Source organism: Streptomyces sp. NBC_01210 (assembly GCF_036010325.1).
Taxonomy (GTDB): domain Bacteria; phylum Actinomycetota; class Actinomycetes; order Streptomycetales; family Streptomycetaceae; genus Streptomyces.
Genome location: NZ_CP108549.1, coordinates 2,013,183 through 2,034,697 on the forward strand (window position 1 = coordinate 2,013,183; position 21,515 = coordinate 2,034,697).

Genomic DNA, 21,515 nt, shown 5'->3' on the forward strand with positions numbered 1-21,515 from the left:
AGCCGTCGGCCCGTCGAGGCACACCTGGAGGGAGCAGCGGTGGCAAGCTCGGAGGACGGCCGCGTACGGCTGCCGCAGCTGAGGCTGGACGAGCTGTTGGAGGAGCTGCAGGCCCGCCTGGACGCGGCGCGTGGCACCCGGGACCGGGTGCACAGCCTGTTGGAGGCCGTGCTGTCGGTCGGGCGGGAGCTGGACCTGGAGCAGGTGCTGCACAGCATCGTCGAGGCGGCGGCGGTGCTGGTCGACGCCGACTACGCCGCGCTGGGTGTGATCGCGCCGAGCGGGACGTCTCTCTCGCAGTTCCTGACGGTCGGGGTCAGCGACGAGGAGATCGCCGTGATTGGCCCGTACCCCTCCGGGCACGGCATCCTCGGCGAGCTGATCAGGAATCCCCGGCCGCTGCGGCTGCCGAAGATCTCCGAGCACCCTTCGTCGTACGGTTTCCCGTCCCATCACCCGCCGATGAAAACCTTCCTCGGCGTCCCGATCCGGGTGCGCGACCACGTCTTCGGCAATCTCTATCTGACTGAGAAGCGGGGCGGGGCTCAGTTCGACGATGAGGACGAGTCCGTGCTGTCCACCTTGGCTGTCGCCGCCGGGGTGGCGATCGACAACGCCCGGCTGTACGAGGAGGTCAAGCTGCGCGAGCGCTGGCTGCGCGCGAACGCGGACATCACGCACAGCCTTATGTCGGGCAGCCCCCGCAGCGAGGTTCTCACTCTGATCGCCGAACGGGCCAAGGAGATCGCGGGCGCCGAACTGGCCGTGGTGGCGCTGCCGATGCCCGACACCGGCACGCTGGCGATCGAGCTGGCGATCGGGCCGAACGCGGACGCTCACCGTGGGCTGGTGCTGCCGGTGGAGGGAAGCCTGAGCGGCGCCGCTTTCACCGCGGGCGCGCCGGTAACGAGCGCGGATGTCACCCACGACGAGCGCGTTTCGGCCGGGCCGCCGCGGTTCGCCGGGCTGGGGCCCGCGGTGGCTGTGCCCATTGGCACCGCGGACGGGGTACGAGGGGTGCTGCTGCTGGCCCGCGAGGCGGGCGCGACGGTCTTCGCGGACGAGGAGACCGACCCGCTGCGGAGTTTCGCCGGTCAGGCGGCGGTGGCGATGGAGCTGGCGGAGCGACGCAGCGACGCGGAGCAGATCGCCTTGCTGGAGGACCGCGACCGGATCGCCCGTGACCTGCACGACCTGGCGATCCAACGGCTCTTCGCGACCGGCATGACACTCCAGAGCGCGGGGCGTCTGATCGAGGACTCCCCGGCTTCGGAGCGTGTGCTGCGCGCGGTTGACGACCTGGACGAGACCATCAAGATCATCCGCACGACCATCTTCGGACTGCGCTCACGCGAGGCGGGGGCCGGGCAGGGCCTGCGGGCACGCGCTGTGCGGACCGTCGGAGAAGCGGCTCCGGTGCTGGGCTTCGCGCCGAGCCTCCGGATGGAGGGGCTGCTGGACACCGACGTGCCTCGGGAAATTGCCGACCACCTGGTGGCGGTTCTCTCGGAGGCTCTGACCAATGTCTGCCGCCATGCGCACGCCACCCGGACTGACGTGGCACTGGAGACGGACGGACGAGAAGTGGTGCTGACGGTCTCCGACAATGGTGTGGGACTCCCTCCCGACGGGCGCCGCAGCGGCCTGGCCAACATCTCCGAGCGGGCACAGCAGCTGGGCGGCAAGCTGGAGTTGAGCTGCCCGTCCGGTGGCGGAACCTCGCTGGTCTGGCGCGTACCCGTAGGCACCCCCTGAGTCCCACTCCCAGGTCCAACCGGGATCACGGGGCGGACTGCTGCTCGTGCGACACGCGCGTGTCCGAACGGAATTCATTGCGGTCCACAACACGTCCGGTCACCAGCTCGGGACGGATCCGGATGAATACTCCGTCCGGCACCGGCACCCACGAGCGCGGTCCGGTCCGCAGCAGCCGTTCGCGCTCCCCCGGGTCAGTGACCTGGTTCGCCGGGCCCATGACGACGACACTCCACCCGGTGCCGGCCGCCTCGTCGAACCGGTCCACCTCGAACGCCACCACGGCCTGGCCCACGGCGCGGGCCACGCGGGAGGCCGCCGAAGTTCGCAGCAGCACGGAAAAGTCGTGGTCCAGGGAGAAGTTCACTGGCAGGACCGCAGGCAGGGCCTGGTCGGTGTAGACGATGCGGCCGATCGACACCTGCCCCAGCAGACGCAGGCACTCCTGCCGGTCGAGCTCTCGGAAGCCGTCGTGGTGGTGCATGGCGTCCATCCTTGGGGCGGTCTGCCCGGATTGAGGTAGGGCACGCAAGGTCTCGTCGATACCTCCCTTTGCCCGGAACTGCGGTTGTATGCACCCAACGGTCCGGCGTCGGCCGGTGCTTGGGAATGGGCCGAGAGTCCCTGGCAGGCGGGGCGAACGGCCCGCGCCGGGCGGTGTGAGCAGCAATGTTCACGGATAGAAGCGCCCGCGTGCTTCGGTAACCAAGGCGCGCGGGCGCGAGATGCGGCACGGGCCGTCGGCCCTCAGCCGTGCCGCACGGGGATGGTCCTGGTACCCGACTTCGGTACCGGTACCGGGATGGTGAGCACGCCGTCCTCGAGGTCGGCAAGTCGCATCGTCGCCGCGCGCTCCGGCGGGCAGCCTGACCGAGCGGGCGAAAGTGCCGTAGCGGATTCTGTGTGGTGCTTTCTCGGTCGTCTCGTCGCTGCGCGCAGCGTCAGCACACCCTCCGCGACACTGATCTCGATGTCGCTGTCGGGGGCGATGCCCGGGAGCTCAGCCCGCGAGACGTACGTACCGCCCGATAGGCTCTCCTCAATGCGGATGCTGTGCCGTCCGGGGATTTGGTGCAGACCCGGAACTCCGCCCTCGACCCACCCGAACGGGTCCGGCAGAAGTGGTGGCCAGGCGGCCGTTCGATCATTGCACTCATCACACCTCCCTCGGGTCGGCCTCCCGTCGCTTCCAGCCCCCCGCTCCCCGTTCGTACTCCAGGGCCGACCGGCCCCGTCGGGGACCGTCTGGGGCGGATCAGGTGGTCCTGCGCCGCCACGCCGGGCCGACCTCGGCCCACTCCTTCGCCCACTGGTCCATGCGGAAGCGGTCAAGGCGCCCGCGCGCGGCACAGCCGACGGCCACCACCAGGCCGCCCCAGGCGCCGAGGGCCAATGCTCCGGCGGCAAACGCCTGAGCCGCCACCTTAGCGCCGGTGACCGGCGGCGTGGTCGGAGTCCCCCAGCGGTCCGTCCAGACCACGGCCTCCGATCCGGCAGGGCCACTTGCCTCGACACTCACGGTCGCGGTTTGGACCACGCCGTATCGGTCCCTCCAGCGCACCGGCGCCCGGACTTGCGCCTTCACACCGTCTGCCGTGGGCATAGCGGCCGGCACGGCCTCGGTGAGCTCGGCCTGGACGGCATAGCGTTCCGCCCGATGCCGCTCATGGGTCTGCACGACGGCCGAGCCCGCCGCGAGGGTGACCGCTGCTCCGCCGACCAGCGCCAGCACCCATAGGGCCAGCACGATCCAGGCCTCGACCACGTCGCTGCGGCGCCTGAGCGGGCTGCGCCGCCATCGCCAGAACCTCGTACTTGTACGCCCGTTGCTCCTCATCTTCACTCCACACCCTCTGGTGGGCGGGGACGACCGTGACGCCAGACCGTTCAGCCTTCGTGCGCCCGAGGCGTCGCGTCCCGGTGGGGCACGACAGCCACTGGGCAGGGCGCGTGGTGCAGGACCGCGTGGGCGACAGGTCCCAGACGTGAACCGATCGCATGCGTTGGCCTGCGGGCGCCCACCACCAGCAGGTCTGCGTCCGCAGCCGCCTCCACGAGCGCCCCTGCAGCGGATACCGCCCGGACGATGTGCTCCGTCACCACAAGGTCCGGGAACTCCTTGCGGACTGGGGCGACGATGCGAGATGTCTCAGCGAGCTGCGCCTCAGCGATTTCACTCGCGTCGTCGAACATCGGCGCCATGCTCCCGACGTTCTGCAGGAACATCCACGCACTCAGCACACGGAGCAACGCCTTGCGCTGCTGGGCGGTCCACGCGGCGAAGCGGAGCGCGTCGAGGTCCCGGTCGTCCCGTACCCCGACAACCACGACCCCCGTCGCGGCGAGCTCGGCATCGCCCCGCACGACGATCAACGGGCCCTCCGCCCGCGCCGCGACCCGCAGACCCACCGATCCCAGGAGCAGCGCTGAGAATCCGCCGAGCCCGCGTGAGCCGACGACGATAGTGCCGTCGACTCCGGCCGCCGTCAGCAGGGATTCCGCAACACCTGCTTCGCTGAGTGTCATAGCCACAGGTACGCCTGGGAAAGCACCGCGCACCTCGCCGGCCGCCTCGTCCAGCAGGCCGCCGCCGGAGTCGTGGACGAGCCGAACGGCGTCAGAGGACAAGTGCCGTGCTCTGGCCTCAGTATCGGTCGCGTGAACGATGTTGAGGGGCTGATTCCGGGCTTCGGCCTCGCCTGCGGCCCAGAGCACGGCCTTCGTCGCATGGGCCGAGCCGTCCGTGCCGACCACTACGGGCCCGGGTGTCTCCGTACCCGGCGCGGAAGCAATGTTGGCCATGGTGTCCTCCTCCTCGTGTCGCGGTCGGCGGGGGTGACATCAACTGACGCTGCCACGGTGTCCGCGAGGCCGGGAGGGCCGCTGAGGCCCGACTCAGGGGCCAAACGTCCCCCCTCCGCGCAAAGGAGCCGCACCCCGGTGCCCGTGCTGCCCGCGACAGCAACGAGCTTGGGGCGGCCGCGACGGCCAACCGCCACGGCGTCGTCGAACACACCCGGCGCCCTTGAAGCCATCGAACTGGGCGACGGACTCTGCTGTGCGGGACCGTGCTGTCGGTGCTCCCTGGCATCGGTCCGTATCGGAGCCGTCGCCGCTTCAGCCGTGGCAGCCGAACGGGTACCAGTGTTGGGCCGACCGGCTCTCGGCCGGCTGCCCCGGTTCCGTGATGCTGGGACATGGGCCGGTTCAGGTGACCGTGCCCTCTACCCGGTACGGAGGCAGCCTCATGGCCCGCGCAATCGCTGTAGGAGTGGACGGTTCCCCGGAGAGCTTGGCCGCGGCCGACTGGGCAGCCCGCGAAGCGACACTTCGGGGGCTGCCGCTCCGGATCGTGCACGCCTGGCTCTGGCAGCCCCTCGACGTGCCCGTGGTCCAGGACAGGGAGGCACTGACGCAATCGGCGAACGCTGTGGTACGGGAAGCCGAGACGCATGTGGCCGCCCGGTATCCCGACCTGTCGGTGTCCGCCGAGGTGGTGCCCGACACCGCGGTTGCCGCGCTGCTCGGCGCCGACGAGCAGGCCGAGATGCTGGTATTGGGATCACGGGGTCACGGCGCCCTCGTCGGCTTCATGCTCGGCTCGTACGGTCAGCAAGTGATCGCTGCCGCCACGCGTCCGGTGGTCTCGGTCCGGGCTCAGACAGGGGACGCAGGCGAGCCGGAGGGCGCTGAGATCGTCGTGGGGCAGCAGGGCGGGGCGGAGTACAGCGACGCGGTGCTGGGATTCGCCTTCGAGGCCGCGGCGGTACGGGGGGCGACCGTGCGAGCGGTGCGGGCCTGGAGTCTGCCGCCCGTCTTCGCCTACAGCCCTGGTTCGATGCGCCTGGCCGACGAGGCAGGAGGGCTGGAACCGTTCGAGAAGAAGGCACTGGAGCAGGCACTCGCCCCCTGGCGCGAGCGGTTTCCGGACGTGCCGGTGATCGAGCATGTCGAAATCGGGAGCGCGGGGCAGGTGCTCCTGTCGGCCGCCTCTCGTGCGCGGTTGCTTGTGGTCGGCCGCCGCGTACGCCGCTCACCCGTCGGTACGCGCATCGGGTCCGTCGCCCATGCCGCCCTCCACCATGCGACCTGCCCCGTCGCGGTAGTTCCGCACGATTGAGAGCCGGCCGGCCTCCGCAACGTGGGGCCCCGCGCAGTGCCGGTTCATGCCGGCTTGACACCACGCACGGCAGACTCCGCCGTATCCGCCGAAATCGAGGAGGACAGGGATGGACATCATCGCGTTCGGGGTGCTCGCCGATGAGCACCCGCAGCTGGAGCAGGCGTTCGCCGACCAACACGCGGTGCGCTGTCTCGAACTGTTCCTCAACCCGGACACCGCGCCGGCGGCCCGCGGATACGAGGTTGTCTCCAGCAGCGTCAATGACGTCCTGGACGCGGACGTCCTCGCTGCCCTCGCCGACGGCGGCACCCGGATGATTGCCCAGCGCTCGACCGGCTACAACAACATCGATCTGGACCGGGCCAGGGAGCTGGGCCTGACCGTGGCACGAGTCTCCTCCTACTCCCCTTACTCGGTCGCCGAGTTCGCCTGGTCTCTCGCCCTGGCCCTCAACCGCCGTACCGTCCGCGCCGTCGGGCGCACCCGGGAGTTCGACTTTCGCCTCAACGGTCTGATGGGCAGGGACTTCCACGACCGAACCGTCGGCGTCATGGGGACGGGAAAGATCGGCACCGCGTTCAGCCGCATCGCGCACGGTTTCGGAATGCGCCTGCTGGGCTGGGACGTGCAGGAGAACAGCGACTGCCTGGCACTCGGCATGAAGTACGTCGACAAAGAGCGCCTGTTCGGCGAAGCCGACCTGATCAGCCTGCATGTCCCCCTGCTGCCCGCGACTCACCACCTCGTGGACGCGGACGCCCTGGGAAGGATGAAAAGCGACGCAATCCTGATCAACACCAGCCGCGGCGGGCTCATCGACGCGGCCGCGCTGGTGACAGCGCTGCGCGAGGGCCGACTCGACGGGGTGGGACTGGACGTCTACGAGGAAGAGGCCGGTGTGTTCTTCGTCGACCACTCCCTGGAGGTGATGACGGACGACACCCTCGCCCGCCTAATGACCTTCCGGAACGTCCTGGTGACCTCCCATCAGGCGTACTTCACCAGGGACGCGGTCGGCCAGATCATCGACACTACGGTGCGAAACGTCGCGGACTATCTCGCCGGACGCACCAGCGACAACGTCCTCGTCCGACCCAAGGAGTAGCCCACGGTCCTGGCCTTGAAAGTAACTGCAGCTCCACGGCTGCGCGTTGTTCAGCAACGGGACGGCAACAGCGTCCCGTCACACGCTCACCGGAGCCTACTTGTCGTGCCACCACATGCGTGCCCGTTTCTTCGGCCGTCAGGGGATCGTGGCCGTGGGAGGCACCCGGCGGACACTCACGGATCGGATGGAGTGATGCGGCGTCCCGTGAGGCGCGTCGGCTGGATCGACACCCACAGCTCGCGGTTGCCCCCTGCCCACGGTTCGGTGTGCGCCCGCTCGGCCAGCCGGCGCACGTCGTCGGGCTCGGTAACCGCCCGCGCGGGGCCAACGGCGAGCACGCTCCAGCCCCGGCTCATGGCCTCGTCCACATGGTCCACCTCGAAGGCGGCGTCTGTTCCCACAGCCACTGCCGGGGTGGAGCCAGGGGCGGTCCTGAAGAGGATCGCGTCGTCGATGACCTCGTAGTTCACCGGGATGACCGCCGGGCCATCAGGCGTGGATACCGCGACGCGCCCGACGCCATGTGTGGAGAGCCGGGAGCGGCATTCCTCCGCGGTCAGATCCTGCAGCCGGGGGTGGAGGAGCGCCTGTCCCTGGCCGGGCGGCAGATCGATACCGGCTCCGCGTAGGTCGGCGACCCTGGTCCCCAGGGCGCCGGCCAGCCTGATGAGAGTCGCCTGGCTCGGGTCGGCCGGCCGTTCTTCGAGATACTTCAGGTACGCAGGTGCCATTCCGGCGCGGCGAGCCGCTTCCGCCTGGGTAAGTCCCTGGCGCTTGCGTTCGAGGGCCACGCGCCGGCCGATGTCGCCGGGGTCGGGCGCTCGTTGTGACGGAGTCGTGTCGGACACGGCAACCGCCTCCCCTCCTGAATCATCCGTCCTCGGGAAGGACAGGTGTCGGGGCGCTTTGGGCCCGTGCTCGATGTGTTGTACATGCGCGTCGGGCCCGGGGAACACCAGCGTGATCCGTTCGGTATCCGACCAGCGAACGTCGTAGGGAGGCGTGCCGTCCTCGTGGTGGAGTCCGACGATCTCGCCGTCCCGTCTGGTTACGCCCGTGGTCGGGCTTTCCACCACGAGTTGATCACCGAGTTGGGCTCGCATGACCGTCACCGCCTTCCGGCTCATCGCACCCAACGTGCCACGCCCTAGCGTGCCGACGCATGAGGCGACATGCCCTGCTGAAAGGGCCGACCGGACCTACATCGGGCCGACCGGGCCCCCCGAATGGCGCCGGGCAGCTCATCCGATGTCTACGCTCCGAAGCAATGCATCCGCTGCGAGGCCGCGCGGTCACGCACTGTGTCCGGCGGGCTGTCGCACCGTGTCCTGGCGCTACTCCTGGGGCAGGATGAGCGTGCAGGATTCCCCGGGCGCCACCGAGACCGTCCGGTCCGGCAGGGCGATGTCGATCGGGGAGCGGTCGGATTCGGGCACGGTGATCTGCAGCTCCCCCGCGCGCAGCCGGAGCCGTACGCCCCAGTGGCCCTGGTAACGGATCGCGAAGCCGTACTCCGACAGCTCGGGCAGCGGCACCGGGTTGAGCCGCAGCGCGCCGCCCCGGGTCTCCAGGCCGGTCAGTCCTCGTTGCACGAGATCTAGGGTGCCGGCCATAGCGCCGAGGTGAATGCCCTCGCCGGTGGTGCCACCCTGCAGATCGGCGATGTCTCCTGCCAGTGCCTCCTGGCAGAACGTCCAGGCTTCCGCGCGCCGCACTCTCGCCAGCACCCAGCCGTGCACGAGGCTGCTGAGCGTCGAGCCGTGACTGGTGCGGCGCAGGTAGTAGTCGACGGTCCGCTGCCAGACGGTGTCGTCCACCTCGTAGCCGAGCTGATGGAAGAGCCCCTGGAGCTCGGCCGGTGAGAAGAGATATCCGAGCATCAGCACGTCGGCCTGCTTCGATGCCTGGTACCGGTTGACCGTGTCGCCCTCGGCCTCAAGAATCCGGTCGAGGCGCCGGATGTCGCCGTAGCGGTCCCGGTAGCTGTCCCAGTCGAGTTCAGCGAGCTCGCCATAGCCCTCGAACTGGCTGATCACCCCGGCATGGAAGGGGACATGCAGCTTGCGGGAGACCTCCTCCCACGCGGCGGGCTCGCCGTCGGCGAGCCCGATGCGCTCGGCCAAGTCTCGGCGGCGCGGTTCCGCGAGAGAGTGCAGCACGTCGAGGGCGCGGGCGAGCACCCATGCCGCGGTGACATTGGTGTACGTGTTGTCGTCGAGGCCCGGCTCCTTCGCGCCGGGATAGGCGTCGTGATACTCGTCGGGGCCCACGACTCCGCAGATCCGGTAGCGGCCCAGCGTCTCGTCGTACACCGCCGCGTCCGCCCAGAACCGGGCGATCTGCAGCAGCATTTCGGCGCCCTTGGTGTGCAGGAACTCCGTGTCGCCACTCGCCTCGCAGTACTGCCACACGTTGTACGCGATCGCCGAGCCGACATGGTGCTGGAGTCGGGAGTGGTCGGGCAGCCAGCGCCCCGAGCGCGGATTGAGATGCAGCTGCTGAGTCTCCTCGCGGCCGTTGCTGCCGCTCTGCCAGGGGTACATGGCCCCGGCTCGTCCCGCGTCACGGGCTGCGAAGCAGGCTCGTTCCAGACGCCGGTGGCGGTAGCTGAGCAGGGCCCGGGAGACCTCGGGGAAGTGCAGGTTCAGAAAGGGCAGGACGAACAGTTCGTCCCAGAAGACGTGCCCTCGGTAGGCCTCGCCGTGCAGCCCGCGGGCCGGGACACCGACGTCCAGGTCCGCGGTGTGCGGGGACAGGGTCTGCAGGACGTGGAAGAGGTGGAGCCGCAAGATGGGGCCCGCGCTGTTCGGCACGTCGAGTTCGGCGGTGCGCCACAGCTGCTGCCAGGCCGTGCGGTGCGAGGCCAGCAAGGCATCGAAGTCCGGGGCACGGCCCACCCGGTCGACGGCGGCGTGCAGCGGATCGCTGATCGCCCGGTCCCGGGAGGTGTGCAGGGCGGCCGTCTTGTCGACGGTGACGGTCCGGCCCGCGGCCAGGGGAAGGCGCAGGACGTGGGCAACCCGCAGGTCCTCGTGGCGGGTGGTGGCCTGGGCCGGGACGTCAGCCACGGTGCGGGCGGCCAGGCCCACCCGGATGTCGGAGGTACTGGTGCGGCAGCGCATCCACACGGTGTCCGACGCGGAGGTCCCCGTGTGAACGTGGGTGAGATGACGGCTGGCCAGTTGTCCGTAGCGCTCGACGCCGGTGTTGGCGATCGCTCCGTCGAGCGCCGACTCGACCTCGATCTCCCCGGACCAGCCCTCGGCAGTGAACTCGGTGCGCAGCAAGGCAAGATGAGGGTGGGCCATGTGGACCAGGCGCAGCTGTCGTACCGCGACGCGCCGGCCGCTCCCGTCCTCGTACCGCAGCGTGCGCTCCAGCGTGCCTGCGTGCAGGTCCAGCGCCTGGTGGTGGTCGAGGAGCTTGTGGGTGTCAGGGGAGAACCAACTCCCGGAGCCCGTACGGAAACGCAGCGGCAGCCAGTTGGGCAGATTGGCCATGTCCTCGTTCTCGACGTGCCGTCCCGCCACGTCCGAGGTCAGCCGGTTGTAGCAGCCGGCCACGTACGTGCCCGGATAGTGGACGGAGTCCGCCGTGCACTCGGGCGCCACGCCACGGGTCGCGAAGTAGCCGTTGCCGAGCGTACACAGGGACTCGCGCAGGCGTTCCTGTGCCGGGTCGTAGCCTTCGTACTCCCAGGTCCAGTCGCGCATCGTCAGCCCTCCGGGCGGTCGCTGTCGGTGAGGATTTCCGCGAGGTCGCGGACCACGATGTCCGCGCCGTGCTTCAGCAGTTCAGCGCGGCTCTGCGGCGTACGTGCCCGGTCCACGCCGATGACCAGGCCGAAGCCGCCGCGCTGCCCGGCCTCGACTCCGGCCAGGGCGTCCTCGACAACGGCGGTACGGGAGGCGGAGGCGCCGAGGCGGCGGGCTGCCTCCAGGAAGAGGGCGGGGTCGGGTTTGCCGGGCAGGTGCAGGCGTACCGCTTCGCCGCCGTCCACAAGAGCGTCGAAGAGGCTCAGCACTCCCGCGTGTTCGAGGAGTTCGCGGGCATGCCGGGAGGCGGAGGCGGCGGCCAAGGGTACGCCGGCGGAGCGCAGGGTGTGCAGCAGCCGGACCGTGCCCGGGTAGGCGTCGACGCCGTGCTCACGCAGCCGCGTGGTGAACAGTCGCTCCTTGCTTGCGGCGACTTCCTGCACTTCCGCGTCGGGCAGCCGCAGCCCGCGGGATTCCAGGAAGGCTGCGGCACCGTCAAGTCTCGACTTGCCGTCGACGTATCGCCGATAGTCCTCCCGGACGTCGAAGGGTCGCCGCTGGGCGGGATCGGCGGGCGGGTGATCTCGCAGGAAGGCGTCGAAGGCGGTCTTCCAGGCGGCGGCGTGCACCCGCGCCGAGTCGGTGATCACTCCGTCGGTGTCGAGGACCACGGCCGCCGTGCCCCGCAGTGCGCGGGGCACGGCGGCCGTACCGTTCTGCGTCGGGTTCATGAGTCGTCGGCCACCAGGGCGGCGAGTTCGAGGAGCCGGTTGCTGTGGCCCCATTCATTGTCGTGCGGGCCGAAGACCTTCGCCATCTCGCCGTTTGCCTGGGTCAAGGCGGGGTCGAAGACGCAGGAGGCGGGTTCGAAGACGTCGCGGGAGACGATCGGCGCGGTGGACACGCACAGGATGCCGCGCAACGGACCCTCGGTGGCGTCGGTGAAGGCGGCGTTGATCTCCTCTGTCGTGGTCGCGCGCCGGAGCAGCACCGCGAGGTCGGTGAGCGAGCCGTCCTCGACGGGGACGCGGACCGCGATGCCCTCCAGGGCGCCGTTGATGCCGACGCGTGCGGTCATGGTGAGGCTCCTCGGCGTTGATGCGGTGAAGGGGGTCAGCCGGTCCAGGTCCAGTCGGCGACCTCGGGCAGATCGGTGCCGTGTTCGCGGATCCAGGCGTGGTGGCGGGTGCGGGCGTCGGCCATCTGCTGGCGTACGGCGGCGGCCCGGACACCGAGGCCCGGGACGCGGTCGATGACGTCCATGACCAGCCGGAAGCGGTCCATGTCGTTGCGGACGACCATGTCGAACGGGGTCGTGGTGGTGCCCATTTCCTTGTAGCCGCGGACATGGAGGTTGGCGTGTCCGGTGCGGCGGTAGGCGAGCCGGTGGATGAGCCAGGGGTAGCCGTGGTAGGCGAAGATGACCGGCTTGTCGCCGGTGAACAGTCCGTCGTACTCGAAGTCGCTCATCCCGTGCGGATGTTCCTCGCGCGGCATCAGCCGGGTCATGTCGACGACATTGACGACGCGCACCGCGAGGTCCGGCAAGTGTCGGCGCATCAACTGCGCGGCGGCCAGCACCTCTTGGGTGGGGACATCGCCGGCGCAGGTGAGGACGACGTCCGGCTCGCGTTCGTGGTTCGTGCCCGCCCAGTCCCAGATGCCGGCGCCGCGTGCGCAGTGGGCGCGGGCCTGGTCCATGGACAGCCAGTCGAAGCAGGGCTGTTTGCCCGCGACGATCACATTGACATAGTCGCGACTGCGCAGGGCATGGTCGGCCACCGACAGCAGGGTGTTGGCGTCCGGCGGCAGATAGACACGTACGACCTCGGGGCTCTTGTTGAGTACGTGGTCGACAAAGCCGGGATCCTGGTGGGAGAAGCCGTTGTGGTCCTGCCGCCAGACATGGGAGGTCAGCAGGTAGTTGAGGGAGGCGACGGGAGCCCGCCAGGGCAGTCCCCTGGACGTCTTCAGCCATTTGATGTGCTGGTTGACCATCGAGTCGACGATATGGACGAAGGCCTCGTAGCAGGAGAACAGTCCGTGCCGACCGGTCAGGAGATAGCCCTCCAGCCAGCCCTGGCAGAGGTGCTCGGAGAGGATCTCCATGACCCGGCCGTGCCGGGAGAGGTGTACGTCGGTCACCTTGGTCTGTGCCTGCCAGGCCTTACCGGTGGCGCCGAAGACGGCTCCCAGCCTGTTGGATGCGGTCTCGTCGGGCCCGACGAGCCGGAAGTCACGGCGCCCCTCCGTAGCCTCCATGAGCTGTTCGAGGAGATCGCCGAGAACGCGGGTGGGCTCGTGCAGAGTCGATCCCGGCTTGTCGACGGGCACGGCGAAGCGGTCCAGCTTCGGGATCGGCAGCTCGTGTACGAGAAGGCCGCCGTTGGCGTGCGGGGTGGCACCGAGACGCCGGGTGCCCTCGGGGACGCAGGCGAGGACGTCCGCAGTGGGCCTGCCCAGCGTGTCGAAGAGTTCCTCGGGCCGGTACGAGCGCAGCCATGCCTCCAACTGCCGCAGGTGCTGCGGGTTTTCCCGTACGCCGGCCAGCGGGACCTGGTGTGCGCGCCACGTCCCTTCAACCGGCTGACCATCGACCTCGGCCGGTCCGGTCCAGCCCTTGGGCGTGCGCAGGACGATGACGGGCCAGCGCGGCCGCTCCGTCACGCCCTCCTCGCGCGCGGTGCGCTGCAGGAGGGCGATCTGCTCCAGGGCGTGGTCGAGGGCGGCGGCCATGTCCCGGTGGACCTGGAGCGGGTCGTCGCCGGTGACATGGATCGGATCGTGTCCATATCCCCGGAGCAGGTCATCGAGTTCGGGCTCGGGGATGCGGGACAGGACCGTCGGATTGGCGATCTTGTACCCGTTCAGGTGGAGGATGGGCAGCACCGCCCCGTCGTGGACGGGATCGAGGAACTTGTTGGAATGCCAGGAGGCGGCGAGCGGGCCGGTCTCGGCCTCACCGTCCCCGATCACGCAGGCGACCAGCAGATCCGGGTTGTCGAGTGCCGCCCCGTAGGCGTGCGCCAGGGCGTAGCCGAGTTCACCGCCCTCATGGATGGAGCCAGGGGTTTCCGGGGCGACATGGCTGGGCACCCCGCCGGGGAAGGAGAACTGCCTGAACAGCCGGTCCATCCCGGCCGCGTCCCGGCTGACGTCCGGATAGATCTCGCTGTAGCTGCCTTCCAGCCAGGAGTTGGCCAGGACCGCCGGACCGCCGTGTCCAGGACCCCAGATGCACAGGGCCGACAGGTTGCGGGCCTTGATGACGCGGTTGAGGTGGGTGTGGACGAGGTTGAGCCCCGGGGAGGTGCCCCAGTGGCCGAGGAGCCGCGGCTTGATGTGCAGGGGTTCCAGGGGCTTCCTCAGCAGGGGGTTGGCCATCAGATAGATCTGACCGGCGGCAAGATAGTTCGCCGCCCGCCAGTGGGCGTCCAGGGTGCGCAGTTCCTCGTCGGTCAGTACGGTGCTGTCCTGGTGCTTGACCTTGGGCATGAGTGACTCCGTAGGGGTGAGGAGGCGGCCATGGCCGGCAAGAAGGATCGGCCGGCGGCGCTGCCGCGCGGGCTCTACGAGCGGGAGCTCCTGCGGCTGCAGACGGAGCTCATGAAGCTCCAGGAGTCGGTGCGCGCCGAGGGCGCGCGGCTCGTGGTGGTGTTCGAGGGGCGGGACGCGGCGGGCAAGGGCGGCACCATCAAGCGGGTCGCGGAGCATCTCAACCCCCGGGTCGCGCGGATCGTGGCTCTGCCCAAGCCCACCGAGCGCGAGCGCAATCAGTGGTACTTCCAGCGTTACATCGCGCATCTGCCCGCCGCCGGAGAAATCGCACTGTTCGACAGAAGTTGGTACAATCGGGCGGGTGTCGAGCACGTCATGGGCTACTGCACGAAGGAGGAGCACCAGCGGTTCCTCCACCAGTGCCCGATCTTCGAGCGGATGCTCGTGGAGGACGGCGTCCTGCTGCGCAAGTACTGGTTCTCGGTGAGCGACGCCGTACAGGAGCAGCGGTTCCGCCGCCGCCTGGATGACCCGACGCGGCGGTGGAAGCTCTCGTCGATGGACCTGCAGTCGATCACCCACTGGGAGGCGTACTCCCGGGCCAAGGACGACATGCTGGTGCACACGGACATCGCGGAGGCGCCCTGGTACGTCGTGGAGAGCGACGACAAGCGCAGGGCTCGCATCAATATGATCGCCCATCTGCTCGCGTCCCTCCCCTACCACGATGTGCCCCCAACTGCGCTCGAACTGCCGCCCCGGCCGCCGTCCACCGGCTATTTACGCCCCCCGCGCGATCTGCAGACGTACGTGCCCGACCACGCGGCCGGTCTGGCGGACTGAGACCGCCGGGGGCGCTCACCCGCTCAGACCAATTGCGGTACGACGGCCACGGGGCACACGGAGTGGTGCAGCACCGCGTGGGCGACCCGGCCGAGCTGGAGTCCAAAGTGCCCGTGCCGCCGCTGGGCGCCGACAACCAGCAGATCTGCCGCGGCCGAGGCGTTCATGAGCACCATGCGGGCGGGGCCCTCGGCCGTTTCCCGGTGCAGCTCCAAGGTGGGGTGATCCGCTACGGCTTCATGTAGTGCCGCTTCGAGGATCTCCGCGGCCTGGCTCTCGTGGTAACGAGCGGCGTCTCCCGCGACCAGCGGATGGTCGGCCGCCTCGTGCGCGGGGCAGCGCCACGCCCGGATGGCGTGCAGGGCAGCCCGGCGCCTCTCCGCCTCGCGGAATGCGAAACGCACAGCGGCCGAGCCCTCCGGGGGTTCATCGACGCCGAGGACGATCCGCCGGTGCGTGCCGCTCTGGGGGTCGTGGTTGCCGCGAATGACGAACACCGGGCAGTCGGCGCGGGCGGCGACTGCCAGGCTGACCGAGCCGAGCAGCATCCCGGCGAGTCCGCTACGGCCGCGCGAGCCGGTGACGAGGGCGAAGGCGTTGCGGCCCTCGCTCAGCAGGGCGCTCACCGTGTCCTCGGGCAAGATGTCCGTCTGAATCTTGAGGTCCCATTCGCGACGACGGGCGCGTTCCGCGGCGGTACCGACGATGTCCTCGGCCATGCCCCGCTCCGAGGGACGTCCCAACTCCTGGGCGAGCGCCGCCCCTTCGTACCGCTCCCACATCGACGCGTTCACCAGGCGCAGCGGTACACCGTGCAGGGCTGCTTCGTCGGCCGCCCAGTCCACGGCCCGCAGGCTGGACTCGGATCCGTCCACGCCTACAACGAGGGGCAGCTCCATTGTCCCCACCTTCTTCCTTGTCCTTCGGAGTGCGGACTTCTCTCAGAGTTCGAAGACGATGCGGGGCATCGGCCTGGCCGCGCAGTACGTCCTCGAAGGAGTCGTTCACCGAGAAACTGGAACACCTCGTCGAGGTTGTGTGGGCATCGCCACGCGGCTTGAGGACCTTGGCCGGGTCCGTCCAGACGCTCCCCGACTACCACAGGCTCGCTGAAGGCTCGTACGAATGCTGCTTTCATGGTCCGTTTCTCCTGGGGCGGGTCTTGGCGTGGGCTCAGTCGTGGGGGACCACCGCAACGGGCGAAGTGGCGTGGTGGAGCACGGCATGTGTGACGGGCCCGACGTGGGCGCCGAGCGGCGAACGGCGAGTACGGCGGCCGACAACGACCAGGGACGCGTCATGGGAGGCGTCCACGAGGTGGTTGGCGGGCTTGCCCGATCTCGACCGCTCGACGACCCCGACGGCCGGGAACTTCTGCTGCCAGGGGCGCAGCGTCTCGGCCAGGGAGTCCGCCTCCTGGGCTGCCAGTTGGGCGTTCATCCTTGGGTCGGCAGGAAGCCCGTACGCGAAGTAGGGCGGCAAGTTCCAGCCGTGGACGACGTGCAGGGCCGTGGCACGGCGCGCAGCCGCATCGAAGGCGAACTCGATCACCGAGTCGTCCGGGTGCTCGGTGTCGAGGCCCAGTACAACGGGCCGATTCGCAATGGGACCGGGCGCGTGCTCGTCCTCGGGCTTCTCCTCTGCCCTTACGAGGACGACGGGCCGCTCCGTGTGGGCCACGGTTGCCATGCCGACGGACCCGACCATGAATCCGGCGACGCCGCTCAGGCCACGGGAGCCCAGGACCAGGATCTCGGCGCCCCGGGCCTCGTCGGGCAGAACGGTGCCGGGCCGGCCGGCGACCTGATCCGCGGTGATCTCCACGTCGGGGTGACGGAGCCGCAGCTCGTCGGCCGTCTCGCGGGGAATACGCTCCGCCCAGTGCTGCAGCGTCTCGCCACCCAGGAGCGGAGCCTGAATGTAGGGCTGCGGTTCCCGGACGTTGACAAGCCTCAGCGGCAGAGCGCGCAGCCGCGCTTCGCGGGCCGCCCATTCGGCGGCGGCCAGGCTCTCGTTCGAACCGTCCAGGCCCACGGTCACGGTGCGGGACATGCTGTGTACCTCCTGGGTGGCGGGCGGGCTGTCGGACGACCCGCTTCCAGCGTCGTGGGCGGGGCGGACGCCTTGGAGGGGCCGCAGGTCCCTGGCCGGGGCCGACCGGCCCATACCTGGGCGGCCGGCGGCTGGAGACCGGCAGCCCCCTCTTCGAATTGGCACAGGGGGTCAGCGCAGCCAGCCGTTGCGGCGTACGAACGGCAGTCGCGCCCAGATCCGCCCGAGCCCCCAGGTCTCGCCCGCGGACGTCAGGGCGAGGGCGACAAGGGCGCTCGCATAGATGACGTGGTACTCCACAAGGGGGTTGGTGGACATGCTCGGCGAGCCGTCGGACAGGTGCTGGGCAGGCGGCCACTCCGCGAGCCACATCAGCGCCATCATCGCCGTGCCGGCGACTGCCACCAGGCGCAGCGCGGTACCGGTCAGCAGGGCGGCACCGATGCCGAGCAGACCGAGCATGAACAGCCAGTCCGCCCAGGCGGCCCCTGCCCAGTCATGGAACGTGGACTCCATGGGCCCGGCCGCGACGGAGCTCAGGAAGCCCTTGGTCGGCGAGCCGCCGTCGATCCAGCCCTTGCCCGACGGGGTCGCATACCCCCAGGCGAAGGTCTTGTCGAGGAAAGCCCACAGAAAGACGAAGCCGGTCAGGAGGCGCAGGGCCGCGATGGCGTAGGCCGGCCGGGTCTGTGTTCCGGCGGTCGCCGCGGACGCCGTCCTGGTCCTGCGCCAAGAGGGAAAGTGGAAGACGGGGCGCTTGTGGGGGCGCTCGTGCACAGCCATGGTGGTGATCCCTTCGGAGGATGCCGGGTCGGTGCCTGACATCGCTCACTGTCGTGGCCCGGCGCCCCGCGCCGCCGGAGGCCGAAGGGCCGTACTGCTGGGGCTGAACGGCCCCGGTTCCGGGGCTCGTTGGGGTACGGAAGCGGATCACGGTCCGGTCGGCCCTCGCGACTGCGCCGGGGGCGGCAAGATGCTGAGGGGCCGCGACGAAAGGAGTGCCATGTCCCAGCGCGCCGGTACGGACGACCCGAGGTGGCGCCTGATCCCCGGGATGGCAGTACTGGTGGGATACGAGCGCTCCTGGCTGCGTGGCGACCTGCTGGCCGGGGTGACGGTGGCCGCCTATCTCGTGCCACAGGTCATGGCATACGCGGGCGTGGCCGGGCTGCCGCCGGTCGCCGGGCTGTGGGCAATCCTTCCCGCACTGGTGCTGTACGCCCTGCTGGGCTCGTCACGGCTGCTTTCGGTAGGCCCCGAGTCGACGACCGCTCTCATGACCGCCACCGTGGTCAGGCCGCTCGCCGCCGGAGATCCGGGCAGGTACGCCGTGCTGGCGGCCGCGCTCGCCGTCGCGGTCGGGCTGCTGTGCCTGGTGGCGTGGGCGGTACGGCTGGGTTTCGTGGCCGATCTGCTGTCGCGGCCGGTCCTGGTCGGCTATCTGGCCGGCGTGGCGCTCATCATGATCGTGGACCAGCTGCCCAAGCTCACCGGCGTACGAACTGAGGGGTCTGGATTCTTCCCCCAGCTCGCCTCCTTCGTGCGGCACCTTCCCCAGATCCACGCGGCGACAACCGTCTTCGCGGCGGCCACGCTGATCTTCCTCTTCGCGATGTCGCGGCACGCCCGTGCCGTGCCCGCCCCGCTGCTGGCCCTGGTCCTCGGAACCTCCGACGTGGCGGCTTTAAGCCTGATGGCACGGGCTACTCAGGCCGCCCGGCCCTCGAGGGCGGCGCGTCCCGCTTCGAGTCGGGCGACCGGGACTCGGAACGGGGAGCAGGAGACGTAATCGAGTCCTGCGTCGTGGAAGAAGTGGATGGAGTCCGGGTCACCCCCGTGCTCGCCACAGACGCCGATCTTCAAGCCCGGGTGGGCTGCGCGCCCCTCTTCGACAGCGATGCGGATCAGCCGGCCGACGCCGTCCCTGTCGAGCGTCTCGAAGGGCGAGGTGGCGAAGATTCCCTGGTCGAGGTAGGCGGGGAAGAACGAGGCTTCTACGTCGTCCCGGGACAGGCCCCAAGCGGTCTGGGTCAGGTCGTTGGTGCCGAAGGAGAAGAAGTCGGCGGCCTCGGCAATACGGCCGGCGGTCAGCGCGGCGCGAGGCAGTTCGATCATCGTGCCGACCGGGCACCGCACAGCGATGCCGGATGCCTCCGACACCTCGGCAAGGACGCGCTCCGCGGCGGCCCGTACGATCCGGAGCTCCTCGGCCGTACCGACCAGCGGGACCATGATCTCGGCCCGTGGGTCGCCGCCGGCCCGCGTTCGCTCCACGACAGCCTCGGCGATCGCTCGTACCTGCATCTGCACCAGGCCCGGGACGACGAGCCCGAGGCGCACACCGCGCAGACCGAGCATGGGGTTGCTCTCGTGCATGCGCTCCACGGCCGCCAGCAGCCGCCTGTCGCGGCCGGTCGGGGCAGTGGCTACACGCACGGCGAGTTCGGTGCGGTCGGGCAGGAACTCGTGCAGGGGCGGGTCGATGAGGCGGATCGTCACCGGCAGGCCGTCCATGGCGGCGAGGATTCCGGTGAAGTCGCTGCGCTGGAGCGGCAGGAGGGCGTCCAGCGCCGCGCGCTGCCCGGCCTCGTCCTCCGCGAGGATCATCGCCTCGACGAGGCTTCGGCGCTCGCCCAGGAACATGTGCTCGGTGCGGCACAGCCCGATGCCTTGGGCGCCGAAGCGCCGGGCACGGGCCGCGTCCTCGGGGGTGTCGGCGTTGGCTCGGACTTCAAGCCGGCGTACGGCATCGGCCCGTTCGAGGGTTCGGGCCACAGTGCTCGTCAGGGCCCCGTCCTGTTCGCCGGTCTCCAGGAAGCGCGCAACCGGCGATTCCGTCAACGGCAGAGCGCCGAGGTGGACCGTGCCCGCCGTGCCGTCCACGGAGATCACCGTTCCTTCGGTGACCACGGTCCCGTCGGTCGCGGTGAACTGCCGTGCCCCGGTGTCCACCACGAGTTCCTCGGCCCCGCACACGCAGACCTTGCCCATGCCCCGCGCGACGACGGCCGCGTGGCTGGTCTTGCCGCCGCGGCTGGTCAGTACGGCCTCCGCCGCGACCATCCCCGGCAGGTCGTCGGGCGTGGTCTCACGTCGTACGAGGACTGTCTTCTCCCCGGCCGCGGCGCGGCGTACCGCTTCGGCGGAGTCGAACACGGCCGCTCCGACCGCCGCGCCCGGCGAGGCCGGGACACCGTGTGCCAGCGGTTGGCCGGTCGTGTCCTCGTCGAAGCGGGGGAACATCAGCCGGGCGAGCTGATGCCCGCCGACCCGGGCGAGCGCTTCGTCCTCGCTGATCAGGCGCTCGTCGACGAGCTCGTGCGCGATACGGAACGCAGCCCCGGCGGTGCGCTTGCCGACCCGGGTCTGGAGCATCCACAGCGTGCCGCGTTCGATGGTGAACTCGACGTCGCACAGGTCCCGGTAGTGGCGTTCCAGGGTCCGCAGGTGGTCGCCGAGCTGCAGATAGGAGGAAGGGTCGATGTGCTTGAGCTCCTGGAGGGGTACGGCGTTGCGGATGCCGGCGACGACGTCCTCCCCCTGCGCGTCGGTCAGGTAGTCGCCGTAGACGCCGCGTGCCCCGGTGGCCGGGTCACGGGTGAAAGCGACGCCCGTGCCGGAATCGGGACCGAGGTTGCCGAACACCATCACCTGGATGTTGACGGCGGTGCCCAGGTAGTCGGAAATGTGCTCACGCCTGCGGTAGAGGCGGGCGCGCTCGCCGTTCCAGGAACGGAAGACGGCACGGATCGCCTGGTACAGCTGCTCAACCGGGTCCTGTGGGAACTCCTCACCGCTCGCCTCCCGGATCAGCGTCTTGAACTCGTCGGCCAGCACGGCGAGATCGTGCGCGTCCAGCCCGGTGTCGCTCGCCGCACCGCGGTCCGAGCTGTGCCTGGCCAGGGCGTCCTCGAACAGCTCCGGGGCTACGCCCAGCACCGTGCGGCCGAACATCTGCAGCAGCCGGCGGTACGAGTCCCAGGCAAACCGCTCCTGCCCGGTTGCCTTGGCGAGTCCGCGTACGGATGTGTCGCTCAGGCCGATGTCGAGGATCGTCTCCATCATGCCGGGCATCGAGAACCTGCTGCCCGAACGTACGGACAGCAACAGCGGGTTGTCGCTCTCGCCCAGCCGCCGGCCGACGCGCCGCTCCAGATCCGCGAGTGCCCGCGCGACCTGCACCCCGAGCTCCGCCGGTTCCTCGCCGGCGGCCAGGTACTCACGGCAGGCGTGCGTGGTGACAGTGAACCCAGGGGGCACGGGCAGCCCCAGCCGGGTCATCTCGGCCAGGTTGGCTCCCTTGCCGCCGAGCAGGTCCGCCATCTCACGGCTGCCCTCGCCGAATCCGTACACGTACTGCCTCATGGGTCTCGATCTCCTG

General features: G+C 69.9%; 16 protein-coding genes and 2 pseudogenes. 5 read left to right on the plus strand and 13 right to left on the minus strand.

What is annotated here, in order from left to right; translation table 11 throughout:
- The first annotated feature begins 39 nt into the window (after nt 1–39).
- Nucleotides 40–1,755, plus strand: coding sequence for a sensor histidine kinase (locus OG735_RS09110; protein ID WP_327322628.1), 1,716 nt, complete (start codon nt 40–42; stop codon nt 1,753–1,755).
- 25 nt (nt 1,756–1,780) lie between these two features.
- Here OG735_RS09110 and OG735_RS09115 read toward each other — a convergent pair whose 3' ends face one another.
- The 4 genes from OG735_RS09115 to OG735_RS09125 all read right to left on the minus strand — a co-directional run bounded on the left by OG735_RS09115 (nt 1,781) and on the right by OG735_RS09125 (nt 4,557).
- Nucleotides 1,781–2,239, minus strand: coding sequence for a pyridoxamine 5'-phosphate oxidase family protein (locus OG735_RS09115; protein ID WP_327322629.1), 459 nt, complete (start codon nt 2,237–2,239; stop codon nt 1,781–1,783).
- A gap of 263 nt (nt 2,240–2,502) precedes the next feature.
- Nucleotides 2,503–3,105 carry an Hsp20/alpha crystallin family protein gene (locus OG735_RS41875; RefSeq protein ID WP_442812396.1) on the minus strand — a complete coding sequence of 201 codons (603 nt, stop codon included), beginning with the start codon at nt 3,103–3,105 and terminating at the stop codon, nt 2,503–2,505.
- Nucleotides 3,011–3,592 (minus strand): Rv1733c family protein, encoded by a 582-nt coding sequence (locus tag OG735_RS09120; RefSeq protein ID WP_327322630.1) that lies wholly within the window; start codon nt 3,590–3,592, stop codon nt 3,011–3,013. The genes OG735_RS41875 and OG735_RS09120 overlap by 95 nt, the downstream gene beginning before the upstream one ends.
- A 50-nt stretch (nt 3,593–3,642) precedes the next feature.
- Entirely contained in the window at nt 3,643–4,557 is a 915-nt protein-coding gene (locus OG735_RS09125) for a universal stress protein (RefSeq protein WP_327322631.1), read from the minus strand.
- Nucleotides 4,558–5,002: 445 nt separating this feature from the next.
- Here OG735_RS09125 and OG735_RS09130 point away from each other — a divergent pair, with 445 nt between their 5' ends.
- Nucleotides 5,003–5,875, plus strand: a complete 873-nt coding sequence (locus OG735_RS09130; protein WP_327322632.1) for a universal stress protein — start codon at nt 5,003–5,005, stop codon at nt 5,873–5,875.
- A 109-nt stretch (nt 5,876–5,984) separates the two neighbouring features.
- Complete coding sequence (locus OG735_RS09135; protein ID WP_327322633.1) at nt 5,985–6,983, plus strand: 2-hydroxyacid dehydrogenase; 999 nt, start codon at nt 5,985–5,987, stop codon at nt 6,981–6,983.
- Between the two features lie 176 nt (nt 6,984–7,159).
- Here OG735_RS09135 and OG735_RS09140 read toward each other — a convergent pair whose 3' ends face one another.
- The 5 genes and pseudogenes from OG735_RS09140 to OG735_RS09160 all read right to left on the minus strand — a co-directional run bounded on the left by OG735_RS09140 (nt 7,160) and on the right by OG735_RS09160 (nt 14,236).
- The gene (locus tag OG735_RS09140) at nt 7,160–8,089 is read right to left on the minus strand and encodes a pyridoxamine 5'-phosphate oxidase family protein (RefSeq protein ID WP_327328251.1); all 930 of its coding nucleotides are present in this window, start codon (nt 8,087–8,089) and stop codon (nt 7,160–7,162) included.
- 231 nt (nt 8,090–8,320) lie between these two features.
- Nucleotides 8,321–10,699: a glycoside hydrolase family 65 protein gene (locus OG735_RS09145; protein ID WP_327322634.1), complete on the minus strand. Its 2,379-nt coding sequence runs from the start codon at nt 10,697–10,699 to the stop codon at nt 8,321–8,323.
- A 2-nt stretch (nt 10,700–10,701) separates the two neighbouring features.
- Nucleotides 10,702–11,472, minus strand: a complete 771-nt coding sequence (locus OG735_RS09150; protein ID WP_327322635.1) for an HAD family hydrolase — start codon at nt 11,470–11,472, stop codon at nt 10,702–10,704.
- Nucleotides 11,469–11,798, minus strand: a pseudogene (locus OG735_RS09155) (type I glyceraldehyde-3-phosphate dehydrogenase); the annotation flags it as partial. The gene OG735_RS09150 and the pseudogene OG735_RS09155, both read right to left, overlap by 4 nt.
- A 56-nt stretch (nt 11,799–11,854) precedes the next feature.
- Complete coding sequence (locus tag OG735_RS09160) at nt 11,855–14,236, minus strand: phosphoketolase family protein (RefSeq protein WP_327322636.1); 2,382 nt, start codon at nt 14,234–14,236, stop codon at nt 11,855–11,857.
- A gap of 30 nt (nt 14,237–14,266) precedes the next feature.
- Here OG735_RS09160 and ppk2 point away from each other — a divergent pair, with 30 nt between their 5' ends.
- Complete coding sequence (gene ppk2 / locus OG735_RS09165) at nt 14,267–15,082, plus strand: polyphosphate kinase 2 (protein WP_327322637.1); 816 nt, start codon at nt 14,267–14,269, stop codon at nt 15,080–15,082.
- 23 nt (nt 15,083–15,105) lie between these two features.
- On the opposite strand, the gene OG735_RS09170 is transcribed toward ppk2, so the two are convergent.
- The 3 genes from OG735_RS09170 to OG735_RS09180 all read right to left on the minus strand — a co-directional run bounded on the left by OG735_RS09170 (nt 15,106) and on the right by OG735_RS09180 (nt 17,917).
- A complete protein-coding gene (locus OG735_RS09170) occupies nt 15,106–15,981 on the minus strand; it encodes a universal stress protein (protein ID WP_327322638.1) in 876 nt (291 codons plus the stop codon).
- A 274-nt stretch (nt 15,982–16,255) separates the two neighbouring features.
- Nucleotides 16,256–17,134 (minus strand): universal stress protein, encoded by an 879-nt coding sequence (locus OG735_RS09175; protein WP_327322639.1) that lies wholly within the window; start codon nt 17,132–17,134, stop codon nt 16,256–16,258.
- Between the two features lie 171 nt (nt 17,135–17,305).
- The gene (locus OG735_RS09180; RefSeq protein ID WP_327322640.1) at nt 17,306–17,917 is read right to left on the minus strand and encodes a hypothetical protein; all 612 of its coding nucleotides are present in this window, start codon (nt 17,915–17,917) and stop codon (nt 17,306–17,308) included.
- A 220-nt stretch (nt 17,918–18,137) separates the two neighbouring features.
- On the opposite strand from OG735_RS09180, the pseudogene OG735_RS09185 reads away from it, so the two are divergent.
- A pseudogene (locus OG735_RS09185) lies at nt 18,138–18,836 on the plus strand (SulP family inorganic anion transporter); the annotation flags it as partial.
- A 5-nt stretch (nt 18,837–18,841) separates the two neighbouring features.
- Here the strand turns inward: OG735_RS09185 and ppdK are convergent.
- Nucleotides 18,842–21,499 (minus strand): pyruvate, phosphate dikinase, encoded by a 2,658-nt coding sequence (gene ppdK / locus OG735_RS09190; protein ID WP_327322641.1) that lies wholly within the window; start codon nt 21,497–21,499, stop codon nt 18,842–18,844.
- Between the last annotated feature and the right edge of the window lie 16 nt (nt 21,500–21,515).

What these genes read in the sequence shown, in the direction of transcription:
- OG735_RS09115 (WP_327322629.1), bottom strand. Translation starts at nt 2,239, where the DNA reads ATGCACCACCACGACGGCTTCCGAGAGCTCGACCGGCAGGAGTGCCTG.
- OG735_RS09120 (WP_327322630.1), bottom strand. Translation starts at nt 3,592, where the DNA reads ATGAGGAGCAACGGGCGTACAAGTACGAGGTTCTGGCGATGGCGGCGC.
- OG735_RS09125 (WP_327322631.1), bottom strand. Translation starts at nt 4,557, where the DNA reads ATGGCCAACATTGCTTCCGCGCCGGGTACGGAGACACCCGGGCCCGTA.
- OG735_RS09130 (WP_327322632.1), top strand. Translation starts at nt 5,003, where the DNA reads ATGGCCCGCGCAATCGCTGTAGGAGTGGACGGTTCCCCGGAGAGCTTG.
- OG735_RS09135 (WP_327322633.1), top strand. Translation starts at nt 5,985, where the DNA reads ATGGACATCATCGCGTTCGGGGTGCTCGCCGATGAGCACCCGCAGCTG.
- OG735_RS09140 (WP_327328251.1), bottom strand. Translation starts at nt 8,089, where the DNA reads ATGCGAGCCCAACTCGGTGATCAACTCGTGGTGGAAAGCCCGACCACG.
- OG735_RS09145 (WP_327322634.1), bottom strand. Translation starts at nt 10,699, where the DNA reads ATGCGCGACTGGACCTGGGAGTACGAAGGCTACGACCCGGCACAGGAA.
- OG735_RS09150 (WP_327322635.1), bottom strand. Translation starts at nt 11,472, where the DNA reads ATGAACCCGACGCAGAACGGTACGGCCGCCGTGCCCCGCGCACTGCGG.
- OG735_RS09160 (WP_327322636.1), bottom strand. Translation starts at nt 14,236, where the DNA reads ATGCCCAAGGTCAAGCACCAGGACAGCACCGTACTGACCGACGAGGAA.
- ppk2 (WP_327322637.1), top strand. Translation starts at nt 14,267, where the DNA reads ATGGCCGGCAAGAAGGATCGGCCGGCGGCGCTGCCGCGCGGGCTCTAC.
- OG735_RS09170 (WP_327322638.1), bottom strand. Translation starts at nt 15,981, where the DNA reads ATGGAGCTGCCCCTCGTTGTAGGCGTGGACGGATCCGAGTCCAGCCTG.
- OG735_RS09175 (WP_327322639.1), bottom strand. Translation starts at nt 17,134, where the DNA reads ATGTCCCGCACCGTGACCGTGGGCCTGGACGGTTCGAACGAGAGCCTG.
- OG735_RS09180 (WP_327322640.1), bottom strand. Translation starts at nt 17,917, where the DNA reads ATGGCTGTGCACGAGCGCCCCCACAAGCGCCCCGTCTTCCACTTTCCC.
- ppdK (WP_327322641.1), bottom strand. Translation starts at nt 21,499, where the DNA reads ATGAGGCAGTACGTGTACGGATTCGGCGAGGGCAGCCGTGAGATGGCG.